13 protein-coding genes, 1 rRNA gene, 1 riboswitch and 1 other annotated feature are annotated in these 14,339 nt (G+C 47.1%); of the genes, 3 read left to right on the top strand and 11 right to left on the bottom strand.

The genetic code is table 11. The annotated features are described in order from the left end of the window. The 4 genes from QMA39_RS08095 to leuS all read right to left on the bottom strand — a co-directional run. A 16S ribosomal RNA gene (locus tag QMA39_RS08095) occupies positions 1-58 on the bottom strand; the annotation flags it as partial. Between the two features lie 373 nt (positions 59-431). Further along, a complete protein-coding gene (locus tag QMA39_RS08100) occupies positions 432-647 on the bottom strand; it encodes a rhodanese-like domain-containing protein (protein WP_242520310.1) in 216 nt (71 codons plus the stop codon). Between the two features lie 139 nt (positions 648-786). Continuing rightward, positions 787-1,098 (bottom strand): rhodanese-like domain-containing protein, encoded by a 312-nt coding sequence (locus tag QMA39_RS08105; RefSeq protein ID WP_027956487.1) that lies wholly within the window; start codon positions 1,096-1,098, stop codon positions 787-789. A 139-nt stretch (positions 1,099-1,237) separates the two neighbouring features. Continuing rightward, entirely contained in the window at positions 1,238-3,652 is a 2,415-nt protein-coding gene (gene leuS / locus QMA39_RS08110) for a leucine--tRNA ligase (protein WP_281658389.1), read from the bottom strand. 53 nt (positions 3,653-3,705) lie between these two features. Next, positions 3,706-3,924: a binding site (T-box leader), on the bottom strand. Positions 3,925-4,029: 105 nt separating this feature from the next. Here leuS and QMA39_RS08115 point away from each other — a divergent pair. Next, positions 4,030-4,605: a class I SAM-dependent methyltransferase gene (locus tag QMA39_RS08115; protein WP_281658390.1), complete on the top strand. Its 576-nt coding sequence runs from the start codon at positions 4,030-4,032 to the stop codon at positions 4,603-4,605. A gap of 16 nt (positions 4,606-4,621) precedes the next feature. Here QMA39_RS08115 and QMA39_RS08120 read toward each other — a convergent pair whose 3' ends face one another. Both QMA39_RS08120 and QMA39_RS08125 read right to left on the bottom strand, forming a co-directional pair. Further along, positions 4,622-5,695, bottom strand: a complete 1,074-nt coding sequence (locus QMA39_RS08120; protein WP_281658391.1) for a tetraprenyl-beta-curcumene synthase family protein — start codon at positions 5,693-5,695, stop codon at positions 4,622-4,624. 12 nt (positions 5,696-5,707) lie between these two features. After that, positions 5,708-6,490: an alpha/beta hydrolase gene (locus QMA39_RS08125; RefSeq protein ID WP_281658392.1), complete on the bottom strand. Its 783-nt coding sequence runs from the start codon at positions 6,488-6,490 to the stop codon at positions 5,708-5,710. A gap of 59 nt (positions 6,491-6,549) precedes the next feature. Here QMA39_RS08125 and QMA39_RS08130 point away from each other — a divergent pair, with 59 nt between their 5' ends. Beyond that, complete coding sequence (locus QMA39_RS08130; RefSeq protein WP_027956482.1) at positions 6,550-7,062, top strand: gamma carbonic anhydrase family protein; 513 nt, start codon at positions 6,550-6,552, stop codon at positions 7,060-7,062. Between the two features lie 239 nt (positions 7,063-7,301). Here QMA39_RS08130 and metK read toward each other — a convergent pair whose 3' ends face one another. Beyond that, positions 7,302-8,498 (bottom strand): methionine adenosyltransferase, encoded by a 1,197-nt coding sequence (gene metK, locus QMA39_RS08135; protein ID WP_206933631.1) that lies wholly within the window; start codon positions 8,496-8,498, stop codon positions 7,302-7,304. A 229-nt stretch (positions 8,499-8,727) separates the two neighbouring features. Then, positions 8,728-8,834: riboswitch (SAM riboswitch) on the bottom strand. A gap of 250 nt (positions 8,835-9,084) precedes the next feature. On the opposite strand from metK, the gene pckA reads away from it, so the two are divergent. After that, positions 9,085-10,677, top strand: coding sequence for a phosphoenolpyruvate carboxykinase (ATP) (gene pckA, locus QMA39_RS08140; RefSeq protein ID WP_281658393.1), 1,593 nt, complete (start codon positions 9,085-9,087; stop codon positions 10,675-10,677). Positions 10,678-10,719: 42 nt separating this feature from the next. Here the strand turns inward: pckA and ytkD are convergent, their stop codons facing one another. The 4 genes from ytkD to QMA39_RS08160 form a co-directional block, all read right to left on the bottom strand. Then, the gene (ytkD, locus tag QMA39_RS08145) at positions 10,720-11,184 is read right to left on the bottom strand and encodes an RNA deprotection pyrophosphohydrolase (protein ID WP_027956479.1); all 465 of its coding nucleotides are present in this window, start codon (positions 11,182-11,184) and stop codon (positions 10,720-10,722) included. A gap of 178 nt (positions 11,185-11,362) precedes the next feature. Beyond that, positions 11,363-11,674, bottom strand: a complete 312-nt coding sequence (locus QMA39_RS08150) for a hypothetical protein (protein ID WP_027956478.1) — start codon at positions 11,672-11,674, stop codon at positions 11,363-11,365. Positions 11,675-11,728: 54 nt separating this feature from the next. Then, complete coding sequence (menC, locus tag QMA39_RS08155; protein WP_281658394.1) at positions 11,729-12,832, bottom strand: o-succinylbenzoate synthase; 1,104 nt, start codon at positions 12,830-12,832, stop codon at positions 11,729-11,731. Continuing rightward, positions 12,829-14,286 carry an o-succinylbenzoate--CoA ligase gene (locus QMA39_RS08160; RefSeq protein ID WP_281658395.1) on the bottom strand — a complete coding sequence of 486 codons (1,458 nt, stop codon included), beginning with the start codon at positions 14,284-14,286 and terminating at the stop codon, positions 12,829-12,831. Before QMA39_RS08160 ends, menC begins: the two co-directional genes overlap by 4 nt. Between the last annotated feature and the right edge of the window lie 53 nt (positions 14,287-14,339).

The following is a 14,339-nucleotide window of genomic DNA, read 5'->3' on the forward strand; positions in this document are numbered from 1 at the left end:
GCATGTATTAGGCACGCCGCCAGCGTTCGTCCTGAGCCAGGATCAAACTCTCCATAAAAGTAGTTTGACTTGCTCATCTGCACACCGAATGTGCTTTGTTTCAAATTCCTTCAGTAAAGAAGAAATGTTTTGACGTACTGGTTGGTTCGTTCAGTTTTCAAAGATCAAATACTGCCTTGTGCGACAGTAATCAAATTCTAGCACAACTACTCTCATTTCGTCAATAGCATTTACTAGATTTTGTTGAAACTTTTATGTTGATGTTACTTTCTCTGAAGCAACGTTTACTATATTACATGTTTCACACCGTTACGTCAATAGAATGATAGATATCTTTATCAACTTTTTATATTCTGCTACTATCATGGTTTTCTTATATGGATATGATCCGGACAATTAAAAAAATGAGCCTCTTCTATAATCGAAGAGGCTCATTCAGGCTGCAAGTAATAGACGGCCTTTCTTTTTTTCTTTCTGATGATACGTGCGGCCATCCGAGCGGCCCGTTTATTGTCGGAAATGACTAAGATATCTTTTGTGCAGTCAAACCGTTCCTTTAAAGCCCGGGGCAAATAATTCAATGGAATGTTCTCGGCTCCAGGATAGGGGGAGCGGTGGGCGATGATGTAATCCCTGATATCAATCACACAGACGTTATCCCCTGAATAAGACTGTTCGAAATAAGACTTCAGAGATGATCTCCGATTATAGTAGAACAAGGTGGTCAGGAATATTATTATGGCCGACCCATATACGAATTCCATTGATCTCACAACCCTTTCAGGATTAAAAGACGAGTTCTCCGTCCCATTTCAACATGCCGCCTTCCATATTCGATACATTGGAGAAGCCCTTTTCCTTCATAAATTCTGATGCGTTCATGCTTCTGCGGCCGGAGCGGCAGACCATCACATAGGATTCATCTTTTGGAAGCTGATCTACAGACTGCGGGATGTCGCTTAGTTTAATGTGTCTGGCACCAGGAATCATACCTTGAGCCACTTCGTCATCTTCCCTCACATCTATGACTTTAATATCTTCATTATTGTCCAGTTTGTTTTCGACTTCCTGTGGTGTTATTTCTTTAATTTCGTTCACGATAACCCCTCCAATTGTATTGATCCATGTTCATTTTAATTCATCATATTTCAAAGTCAAGACATCTGTTCAAGAGGTGGTTTCCTGCATAAAAAGAGTGCCACAGGCAATTTACCCAGCGGCACTCTTTCTAAAACGATCAGTTGGCTACAATATTCACAAGTTTTCCAGGGACTGCAATGACTTTTCGAACCGTTTTTCCGTTCAGCCATTCCTGAACGTCCTCATTTTCCAGCGCCTGCTTTTCAAGATCCTCTTTGGAGGCCTCCACAGGCACCATCATTTTCGCTCTTACTTTACCCATGACCTGAACGACAATCTCTACCTCATCTTCGACAAGTTTGGATTCATTGAAAGAAGGCCAAGGCTGATAAGTGATGGTTTCCTCATGTCCAAGCTTTTCCCATAGTTCTTCTGCAACGTGAGGAGCAACAGGGGAAAGCAGCTGTACAAATCCTTCCGCATAGGCTTTTGGAATCGTATCGGCCTTATAGGCTTCATTAATGAAGACCATCATCTGTGAAATGCCTGTATTGAAACGCAGTTCCTCAAAGTTTTCCGTCACTTTTTTCACCGTCTCATGGTAGACCTTCTCCAAGGGATGGCCGGATTGTTCCGGTTGAATTGAGCTTGACAGCTCACCATCCGGCATGAACAACCTCCATACACGATCAAGGAAACGACGGGCGCCGTCAAGACCGTTTGTCGACCAGGCAATAGATGCTTCCAATGGGCCCATGAACATTTCATAAAGGCGCAGGGTATCGGCCCCGTGTGAATAGACGATATCATCAGGGTTCACGACGTTCCCTTTGGATTTACTCATTTTCTCGTTATTCTCTCCGAGAATCATCCCCTGGTTGAACAGTTTTTGGAATGGTTCTTTTGTTGGAACGACACCTGCATCATATAGAACCTTGTGCCAGAAACGGGCATAAAGAAGGTGAAGAACGGCATGTTCAGCCCCACCGATATATACGTCGACAGGAAGCCACTTCTTCAAGGCTTCATAATCTGCAAATGTTTCTGAATTAGTCGGATCAATATAACGAAGGTAATACCAGCAGCTTCCTGCCCACTGCGGCATAGTGTTTGTTTCTCTGCGGCCCTTCATCCCTGTTTCAGGGTCCACAACGTTTACCCAGTCATCAATATTAGCCAGCGGTGACTCCCCGGTCCCTGATGGTTTGATTTCTGTTGTTTTCGGCAGTTCAATAGGAAGATCCGCTTCTTTTACCGGTGTGATGGATCCGTCTTCCCAGTGGATGACAGGAATCGGCTCTCCCCAGTAACGCTGGCGGCTGAACAACCAGTCACGCAGACGGTATGTCGTTTGCTTCTGTCCCCGGCTGTTATCCTCCAGCCATTGTATGGCTTTTTGGATGGCTTCTTCTTTTTGGAGGCCGTCAAGGAAGCCGGAATTGATGTGGGGTCCGTCTTCTGTATAAGCCGTTTCCTCTACATTCCCGCCTTCAACAACGGGGATGATAGGCAGACCGAAAGCCTGGGCGAATTCATAATCCCGCTCATCATGAGCCGGGACCGCCATGATTGCTCCGCTTCCATAGCTCATAAGCACGTAGTCCGCCACCCATACCGGAAGTTTTTCACCATTGATCGGGTTGACGGCATAGGCTCCGGTAAATACTCCGGTTTTATCCTTCGCTAAATCTGTCCGCTCAAGGTCGCTCTTGTTTTTCGCTTTTTCAATATAAGTGCCTACTGCTTCTTTTTGTTCACTTGTTACGATTTCATCGACTAATGGGTGCTCAGGTGCAAGAACCGCGTAAGTGGCCCCGAACAATGTATCCGGACGCGTTGTAAATACATCAAAGGTAAGCTCTGTACCGTCCAGCGCAAAGGTGACTTCCGCCCCTTCGGATTTACCGATCCAGTTGCGCTGCATATCTTTAATGCTTTCCGGCCAGTCCAGCTCTTCCAGATCATCCAGAAGACGATCCGCATAAGCCGTGATTTTAAGCATCCATTGTTTCATCGGCCGGCGCTCAACAGGGTGACCTCCACGCTCACTCTTTCCATCAATGACTTCTTCATTGGCCAGAACCGTACCCAGGGCAGGGCACCAGTTTACAGCGACTTCATCGATATAGGCGAGCCCTTTTTCATAAAGCTTCAGGAAGATCCACTGTGTCCACTTATAGTAATCAGGGTCTGTTGTATTGACTTCACGGTCCCAGTCATAGGAAAAACCCAGCTCCTGGATTTGACGACGGAAGTTATCAATATTCTGCTTTGTGAATTCTTCCGGATCATTTCCTGTATCCAGTGCATACTGTTCCGCCGGAAGACCAAAGGCATCCCAGCCGATCGGATGTAGAACTTCATATCCCTGCATCCGCTTCATACGGGAAAGAATGTCTGTTGCCGTGTAACCTTCCGGGTGCCCGACGTGCAGACCTGCTCCGGACGGATACGGGAACATATCCAATGCGTAAAATTTCTGTTTGTCTGAATGACTGTCTGTTTTAAACGTTTTTTCGTTCAACCAATGATTCTGCCACTTTTTCTCTATCGTTTTATGATCAAAAGCCACTTCATTTCCTCCTTTATCTCTCTTTAAAAAAATATAAAAAAGCCCCTCATCCCAAATGGGACGAGAGGCTTGATTCCCGCGGTACCACCCAAATTAACACAACTTATGTGTTCAACTCGACATCTGTAACGGCGATGAAACCGGCAGAAGCTACTCTTCGTTCACTTCTGCGACATCCAAGGCGAGTTCAGGACAATTAAGGACAGCTTCCACCAGCCGCTGCCTCTCTGGTACTTAATCAGAACCTTACTACTCCTTTTCAACGTCATCATATATATTCGTATCTTAATGAAAGGGCAGTCCTTTGTCAAGCGCTCCTCTTATCACCCAGCCATTCATGCTACAATAGGGTGAAATCTATTGTTTGGAGGCACAGCATGATTTTAAATAAAATACTGGAGCAGGCTCACGCTCTTATGAAAAAGGCTGTTCATGAAGGCGGCGCTGTCATTGACGGGACGTGCGGCAACGGTCATGACACCTTATTCTTATCCAACCTCGTCGGAAACGATGGTCACGTCTATGCTTTTGATATCCAGGAACAGGCCGTTGAAAATACCAGGGCACGTTTGAAAGAGCACGAAGTACTGGAAAGGGCCACGGTCATTCATGACTCTCATACGCACATTGAGAAGCACCTGCAGGAGGAGCATAAAGGCATGATCCAGGCGGCTATCTACAATCTTGGATATCTGCCGGGCAGTGATAAAAGCATCATCACAAAACCGAATGACACCATTACTTCCATCCAAAACGTCTTGAAATCCTTAAAAAAAGGAGGCCTTGTCGTCCTCGTCGTCTATCACGGACACCCGGGAGGAAAAGAGGAAAAGGAAGCCGTCCTCCGTTATGTCTCCTCACTGGACCATAAGGACTATGAAGTTCTCAACTACAGCTTCATCAACAAGGATCGGACCCCTCCCTTTATTATCGCCATCGAGAAAAACGTATAAAACAAGCCTGGCAGTTTTAACCCCTGCCAGGCTTTAATTTATGGTACATTTTCGTATTGAAATAAAAGAACGCCGTCTTCCGGCCGCTGATTTTCAGCATATCCTTTACAAAGCTCTTTGCATTGGACAACCGCCCGACTTTCCTGTCAGCCAGATACATCCCAACAAGGCCTTTATGGATCATTTGATGAAAGGCCCGGTCCGGAAGCTTCTGAACCTCTTCATCCGTCCTGCGCACAAAGTATTCAAATCTCCCTTTCATCTGTTCCTGATGGTCATAATAGGAACAGAAATTGAGATCTCCTTCCCGTTCATCCTCTTCCTGATCAATATAATAGTCAAGCAGAATATGAAGCCCCTGCATAAACGGAAAATAACTGTCCTCCACATTACGGGCGAGATCCTCATCCATTTTGTTCCCCAGCGCATAGGAAACCAGGCAGAAAATGCCCAAGGTGGAGCCGGTACAGGCGGAAAATTCATACCATTTCAATTCCGGCCAGTCGGTCTGGTGATGTTCGAACCACTGCTGTAGTCTCGGAATCCTTTCCTCTTCGATCACGTGCTTATGTACCTGAAGGTCGCAGTACAAACGCCCAAGCTTCAGTGCCCGCCCATGGACAATCTGATAATTATCAGCCTGACCCAGCACATCCTGACAGGTTTTCACAAGCTCATGAAGATACCCGCCGTCATCCTTCTCTTCCCTGTATTTATAATAGTCACGGCACGGATTTCCCGGGGTTAATGCATCAGCCATCGACAAGTGGAGCCTTTCAAAATCATCAGGATCCATGGAGGTGCTCCGGTCACATAAATTATCGAGATAATCACTGATCGTCTGGTAAGCGACAATAAAACGGACAGCAAGATCCGGGCGGTCACCGGAAAGCACGGAATAAATCGCCCCACCTTCGCAATGAAAGGTCTTATCCTTGATACTGGCCTCGGCCTGTGCTCTTAATTCTTCATTAGGGATGCGGGAGGCAGCATCTTTCCAATAGGCTAGTTCTTTATGTACTCGCGGAAACACATTCCGATACACTTCATAAAGCAGATGGACAGCATTGCTTGGAACGGACTCCTTCAAGGGTGGACACTCCTAACGTTCATTTATTATGTTGCTCAAAAAAGACTGTGTATAGTGATAGACCTGGTCATTTTCCGGCTCATTGAAAATTTCATGATAAAGGCCCGGCCACAGCTTATAACTTTTTTCACTGGTATCAACATGATTGAACCATTCTTTCGTGCGTGCCGGATCCACTAAAAGGTCTTCCTCTGCCTGCATCACTAAGAGAGGAACATCAGGAAAACGATTGACTTGTTGAAACGCCCGGCTTCCCGCCTTTTGAAACTCACGGTACCACCGCACCGATACTTTATCAATGACAAGAGGATCCTGACGGAATTCTTCAACCTTGATTTGGTTTCTAGTTACATTTTCGGGATTCTGTCCCGCTTTCATACGCAGCGAAGGTGTAAAAACATTCATTAGATATGATAAAGCTTCCAGCGGCCGGGCCGTTTTATTCCGGATCTGTACAGCTGGAGAAGACAAAATCACACCATCCAGCTGGGGCTGCTTTTCCTCCATAAAACGAATCACAGCCAGTCCACCCATGCTGTGGCCGAGAAGGAATATCTTTTTATCCGGATCCGCCTGCTCATACCAGCTTTGAATGGTTTCAACGTAATCACCAAACGAACGAATATGACCTTTCTTCCCATCGGACAACCCCTGTCCCGGCAGGTCTCCATAAATCACTGAAAAACCGTCCTGACGGAAACGATCGGCAAGTTCCTTATACCTTCCCTTATGCTCAAAAGCGCCATGGACGAGAATGATCGTTGCGCGATCACGGGTCGATTCCAGTTTTTCCACAGCCGATCCCTCTTTTCATTTGATATACTGATGTTATTCATATTATAAGGGGGCTTCGTATGATTTGCGAATATAAAGGGAAACAACCTCTCATCCACCCATCAGCTTTTACAGCAGAAGATGCCGTCATTACCGGGGATGTTGTCATAGAAGAGAACGCAAGCATCTGGTTTAAGACGGTCATCCGCGGCGATGTCTCATCGGTACATATCGGTAAAAACACAAATGTCCAGGATCTGAGTATGCTGCACCAAAGCCCTGACCAGCCTCTCATACTGGAAGACGGCGTTACGGTCGGGCATCAGGTTACCCTGCATTCTGCACACGTTAAACACGACGCTCTGATCGGTATGGGATCCATGATTCTTGATGGCGCTGTCATAGGGGAGCGGGCCTTTATCGGAGCAGGAAGCCTTGTTCCGCCCGGAAAAGAAATCCCTCCGGATACACTGGCCTTCGGGCGTCCGGCCAAGGTGATCCGTTCCTTAACAGAAGAGGATTACAAAGAAATGGACCGGATCCGGAAATCGTATGTCGCAAAAGGGCAGTACTATAAAAACCTTCGGGGCTGATAGACAAAAAAACATGTCATTCAGCAGGGGTGTCCACAAATCGCATTGATGTAGTCATCCAACGCTTTTCAGCTGGATGCCTGCATGAATAGAAGACAGGCGGAGGGAAATGGATACAATCTCTCAGGAAGAACAAGGGATGGCCGTATCGTAGATTGAAAGACCAATACGTACTCTACCTTTTGTACACTCGTGAAAATAGAAAAAGCTGCTTCCTCCAACAAGGAAACAGCTTTTTTTTATTGAAAACGACCACTGAGCTCTTCCGCTTTATCCGTACGTTCCCATGGAAACTCAACATCTGTCCGGCCAAAGTGGCCGTAGGCAGACGTATCACGGTAAATAGGCTTACGAAGATCGAGCATTTTAATGATTCCAGCAGGACGGAGATCAAACAAGTCACGCACAGCGTCCACCAGCTTTTCTTCCGACACTTTGCCGGACCCGCTGGTATTGATGGAAATGGAAACCGGCTGAGCCACCCCGATCGCATAGGCGAGCTGGACTTCCACCGTATCCGCAAGACCTGCGGCTACGATGTTTTTCGCAACATAACGAGCTGCGTATGCAGCGGAACGGTCCACTTTGGTCGCATCCTTCCCACTGAAGGCACCACCACCGTGACGCGCATATCCACCGTACGTATCTACGATGATCTTACGTCCTGTTAAACCGGCATCCCCTTGAGGACCGCCGATTACAAAACGCCCGGTCGGATTGATAAAGTATTTGGTTTCATCATCAATATAGCCTTCCGGTACAACCGGCCCGATCACCTGCTCTTTCAAATCCTTCTGGATCTGTTCGAGCGTGACCTCTTCAGCGTGCTGAGTCGAAATAACAATCGTATCCACGCGGACCGGATGATCATTTTCATCATATTCAATCGTTACCTGCGTCTTGCCATCAGGACGAAGATAATCGAGTGTTCCGTCTTTGCGGACATCAGAAAGACGCTTGGAGAGTTTGTGGGCAAGAGAAATAGGCAGCGGCATCAGTTCAGGTGTTTCATTGTTGGCAAACCCGAACATCAATCCCTGGTCACCAGCACCGATGGCTTCTATTTCATCATCGCTCATTTTCCCTTCACGGGATTCAAGCGCAACATCCACCCCACCCGCAATATCCGGGGACTGCTCATCAATAGCCGTCAAAACGGCACATGTATCTGCATCAAAGCCGTATTTTGCTCGTGTATATCCAATATCTTTAATCGTCTGGCGCACGATTGATGGAATATCAACATAGGTATTCGTACTGATTTCACCGGAAACCAGGACAAGTCCCGTAGTTACTGTTGTCTCACATGCCACCCTTGCATTCGGGTCGTTTTTTAAAATTTCATCTAAAATAGCATCAGAAATAGCGTCACAGATTTTGTCCGGATGACCTTCTGTCACGGATTCTGATGTGAATAACCGGCGGTTCGCTGGCATTCTAAAAACTCCTCCTTCTGTAAGTACAAAGTATTAGACGGAACTCTTTACCAGTATGTGTAGAAAAACATAAGTTCATTTCATGAGTGTCACCCTGGATCCGAAAACGTTTTCGTGCACGTTCTCAGTCAGAAATAATAAACAGGCGGCAAGGCCTGGTCATGGACATTTCCTTCATATAAAAAGAAAAAACCCTTCCTATACCGAGGAAAGGGGCTGCTTCCTTTCGCTCTTATCGTCCAAGGAGCTGACTCCTTGCTTCAGGTTAGCACCATGTCCCTGAGGACGGTTGCTGGGTTTCAAAGGGCCTGTCCCTCCACCAACTCTGGATAAGAGAGTTTCCGTTCTCAGCTATCGTATCGAAAAGCGTGTTTAATGTCAATTAGATTCATCGGGTTTCGAAAAACCCTTTCCATCCAAATTCATCCTGGATAAACGTTCTGATAAAACCATCATAGGATAATAACAGCCATGAAATAGGGCAGAATTGAAAACTTTCCCACAATCCACTGAATAGTATGGACGATTAAAATAAATGTGTTATACTAATCTCACATTATTAAACTGCAAAGGCGGGACGATGCATATGAGTACAATAAACCAACTGTCAGAACTTAATCTTCTACTTTCCCAGGACCATGTCCACCACCAATTATCTGTTCCACATTTAGTGGAAAAGATCTTATACCGCAATGAAGGTACACTCACGGAAAAAGGGGCTGTTCAGGCTACGACCGGTACCTATACGGGACGCTCACCAAAGGACAAATTCATTGTCCGCGACGACGTAACCGAAGATAAAGTTGAATGGGGTGCTGTGAACCAGCCTATTGACGATGATACGTTTGTGAAATTATACCATAAAGTGCTCGATTATTTGAAAGACCGCAGGGAGTTATTCGTCTTTAAAGGATTTGCAGGAGCGGATGAGCGCTACCGCCTTCCTATGCAGGTACTTACAGAATTCGCCTGGCACAATTTATTCGCCCGCCAAATGTTCATCCGGCCGGAGGCATCCGAATTGGAGGAGCATGACACAGAGTTCACTGTCATATCTGCTCCAACCTTCAAAGCAGATCCTGACGTGGATGGCACGAATTCCGAAGCGTTCATAATGGTTTCGTTTAAACACCGCGTTGTCCTCATCGGAGGAACAGAATACGCAGGGGAAATCAAGAAGTCCATCTTCTCCGTCATGAACTACCTGCTTCCGGAAAAGAACGTCCTTCCGATGCACTGTTCGGCCAACATCGGCAAAGAAGGCGACGTTGCTCTGTTCTTCGGTCTGTCAGGCACAGGAAAAACGACTCTGTCCGCTGATCCTCAGCGCCGCCTGATCGGGGACGATGAGCACGCCTGGTCCCCCTACGGTGTCTTTAACATTGAAGGAGGATGCTATGCCAAGTGCATCAACCTGTCCAAAGAAAAAGAACCGCAGATCTATGATGCCATTCATTTTGGATCCGTTTTGGAAAACGTCGTCCTTCAGCCGGATTCACACGCACCGGATTATGACGATACGAGCCTGACGGAAAATACACGGGCTGCCTACCCACTGGATCACATTGATAATACAGTGCAGCCAAGTATTGCCGGCCATCCAAATGCCATCATTTTCTTGACAGCCGATGCCACGGGAGTCCTCCCACCGATCAGCCGTTTAACAAAAGAACAGGCAATGTACCATTTTCTAAGCGGCTATACGAGTAAACTGGCTGGCACAGAGAGAGGGATTACCAAGCCGGAAGCTACTTTCTCCGCCTGCTTCGGTTCCCCTTTCCTTCCGCTTGCTCCATCAGCATATGCAGAGATGCTCGGAGAGAAAATAGACCAGTTCAATACGGACGTCTTCCTTGTCAATACAGGCTGGTCAGGGGGAGCCTACGGAGAAGGCGAGCGTATCAAACTGAGTTACACACGTTCCATGATCCATGCAGCTCTGGAAGGTGAACTGAGTTCTGCCGAAACTTATAAAGACCCTGTGTTCGGGCTTCACATCCCGACCCACTGCCCGGGAGTACCGGACGAAGTCTTATTTCCGAGAAAAACGTGGAACAATCCGGCCGCTTATGATGAGAGTGCCAAGGAACTTGCCGAGAAGTTTCATGCCAACTTCAAAAAGTTCACATACGCCAGTGATAAAATCAAGCAGGCCGGCCCGACCCACCACACAAACTAAATACAAAAAATCCGCCGTTATCCAACGGCGGATTTTTTCTGTTCAGCGGTGTTCCAGCCGCTTTAAACATTCCGGAAGAACCTCATCCTTCATCATGAAGCTGAACCGGTCGTTATTTTTCAAGTTTCCCGGCAGGTGCCGGAAAAGAACAGGGCCATGCGTTTCAAAATAATGATCCTGATCAGCCAGCTCAGATATTGTAGCAAAATAGACATTCTTGATGACAGTTCCGCCTTTTCCATCGACATGATACTGCCCAAGATAAGTCAGATCATCAATATCGGCTCCTGTTTCTTCTTTCACTTCTCTTACTGCTGCCTGTTCCGCCGTCTCCCCTTCTTCTACTTTCCCACCAGGGAATTCGAGCCCTCTGTCTTTGTGCCGGGTTAACAGCCACTGATCACGAAAGCGGCAGATGATCCACACATGTTTTGGCTCTTCAGAAAAAGGGTGATCCTCGAAGGATAACCGGACAGGATTTTGATAAAAATCATAAAAAGTTTTCATGTCTCTTCAACTGCCTTTAATCCTTGTTATACGTTCACTTTCCTGTTTAAATCGTACCATAAGCAGCCGCAAATACAAACCAGTCCCTCTCCACTTATAGGATTTCCGGTCCGTACCGACACAAAATCCCCCTATTATGTAGGAAAGAACCGCTTCAAAAGGGGAAGCGGCCCTTCTCTCAACTTTTCAATACGCCCATTTCCTCAATATGCTTCTTCGTCATTTCATCACCCAGATCATAGATCTGTTGGAAAGCCTTATGCATATCGGCATCGGTATCATCGTTATCCTGATCCTGATGGTAAGGCATAAATGGAATATGAGCCCTGTAAAAGGACCGGACGTCTGCATGAGCAATCTCATCAAACACTTCACGCAGAGCCGTCACTTCTTCAGGGGTGGCGTAGATAATAAAATCATCATTGTTGGCATCATGATTTATCGAAATCTCCCGCGTACCGATGTTAATGTAATACGGATCTCGTCCCATCTTCACCCTCCTTTCCCTTAGTGTGAACCATGAAGGCGAAGGTTATGAATCCATTTAGGAAAGGGTATGGGTGGAAGACTGCTGCGTCACCTCTGCCAGCTTTTCCTCATCGACTTCTACGCCGATCCCATGACCTTGAGGCACAGGTAAGGCGCCTTTCTGCACCTTCAACGGAGGCTTTACAATATCAGCTTCAAAATAACGTGTCGACCCGGACAAGTCTCCCGGTATGGTGAAATTAGGCAGCGAGGCGAGGGCAAGGTTATGAGCTTTGGATATCCCCGATTCCACCATACCTCCGCACCACACCGGCACTCCCGATGCAGCACAGAAATCATGGATTTCTTTGGCGGCCCCCAATCCTCCTACACGACTGATTTTCACATTGATGATCCGGCAGCTGCCCAATCCAACCGCCTGTACAGCATCTTGATAAGAGGTCACCGATTCATCCAGGCAGATCGATGTCTGCATTCGTTTCTGAAGCTGCTGGTGCAGGTGAAAATCGCCGGAACGGAACGGCTGCTCAATCATCAGCAGGCCATAACGATCCAAAGCGGTCAAGTTCTCCATATCCGTTTCATCGTACTGCCCGTTCCCGTCGATCATGATGGGCAGATCCGGAGAAGCAGCCCGGACCGATTCAATCATCTCCTGTTCCTTCCCTTTGATGATTTTAAGCTTATACCTTTCAAAGCCCTCCATCTGCAGTTCAGCAATATCCTCTTCAAGGTGGTCACTCAGGCTGAGGACAGCTCCCGCCTGTACCATCTTTCTCGTTCCTCCGATCAAAGAGGAAAGGCTTGTTTCCTTCTGTTTGGCATACAGATCCCAGACAGCGCCTTCCAATCCTGCTTTGGCCATCGGGTGTCCCTGCGCGGAAGCTGCGATTTCCTGAAACTGCCCGGGGTGGGAAAGCGGGTTTTCCGCCAATAGAGGGATAAGAAAATCCTTGAGGATATGCCATGCCGTGTCTGTCGTTTCATACGTATAAAAAGGCTCTGGAAATGCCGTCACTTCTCCGTATCCGGTCAAGCCTGAGCGATCGTGAGCTTCAACGATAATAAGTGGACGTGCCGTTAGACTCCCCCTTTTCGTACGAAAGGGATGTTTCATCTTCAGCTCAATCTTTTTGAGGATGATTCTCTCGATATTCATTGGTCACCGCCCTCTGTCAGGGAAAACAATTTCCTTCTCAGTAATTTGTTGGAGGCGTTTCGTGGCAGTTCCTGAACCCAGTAAATATCAGCCGGCTGCTTGTATTTCGCCAGCCTATCACCAATATAACGGTAGATGTCCTCATTCCTGATCGTCTCGTTCTCCGCCACAAGAAAAGCTGCCGGCACTTCACCCCATCGATCGTCCGGACGCCCCGTAACTCCAGCCTCTTTAACACCGGGGATTTCTGAAAGCACGCTTTCTATTTCAGCAGGATAGACATTTTCCCCACCGGATATAATCATATCCTTCACACGGTCGACGACGTATAAAAAACCGTCCTCATCCTGATACCCAAGATCTCCGGTATGAATATAAGGTTCCTGCCGTGCCGGACGGTTATAATATCCTTTCGACACCATAGGCCCTTGGACAATGATTTCTCCAATCTCCCCTGGGACAGGAGTGTCGATCCACAGCTGAGCAAGGCTCAATGCTTTTCCTGCCGATCCCGCCTTATCAAAAGCGGAAGCAGGGCTCAATGTTGCAATTTGTGAGGAGGTTTCCGTCATCCCATAGGTCTGGAAAACAGGGATTCCCTTTTGAGAGCAGTTCTTTAACAGCACGTTCGGAACGGGACCGCCCCCGAGCAGCATGCAGCGGAACGTATCCGGATAACCGGATGAACCCGCCCGTTTGACAAGATGCTGGAGCATCACCGTAACGACAGACGCATGGGTCACATGCTTATCCATCACAGCTTCATGGACCTGCTCTTGATCGAATTTATCCATAAGGTACACGGACATTCCGTAAACCACACTCTTGATCAATACAGAGAAACCGCCGACGTGAAAAAGCGGCAGACAGATGAGCCACTTATCATCAGGCGTCAAACCAAGGTTAAGAGCGGAAGCAGCTGCACTATACCAATGGTTGCCGTAGGTGTGAATCACGGCCTTTGGATTTCCTGTCGTTCCGGATGTGTACATCATCGTATAGGGAGCATCAAAATCAATCTCTTTCTTCAATCCCCCTTCCTCTCTGCTCACGGAAGGTTCATTTATGCATTCCACAGCCTTCACCCCTGTACCTTCCACAGCTTGGTATGCTTTCTCTGTTAAGGAGGCTGCGAAAAACAATCGGGAGACATCGGCATCCTGAAGCTGATAGGAGATTTCAGGCGCTGTCAGCCTTGTATTCAGTAAAACGACAACAGCTCCTATATAGCTGACCGCATGGATGAACACAGGAAAATGAATATCGTTTCCTGAAAGAAAAGCAATATGATCACCTTCCTCCACTCCCATACGTTTTAAATCATAAGCCATCTGCCGGCTTCTTTCCTGAAGCTCAGAAAATGTCCAAACGTGTCCTTCTGGTGTTTCCAGTGCTGTTTTTTCCGGATTTAAAAAGGCTTGTTTATCCAGCCAGTGAGGAATCTTTTCCCCCATATTGTTCTCTCCTTTCCTTCATTGGAAAAGGGGCATTCCCTTCTTTGGAATGC

Source organism: Halobacillus sp. Cin3 (genome assembly GCF_947311855.1).
Lineage (GTDB): Bacteria > Bacillota > Bacilli > Bacillales > Halobacillaceae > Halobacillus > Halobacillus kuroshimensis.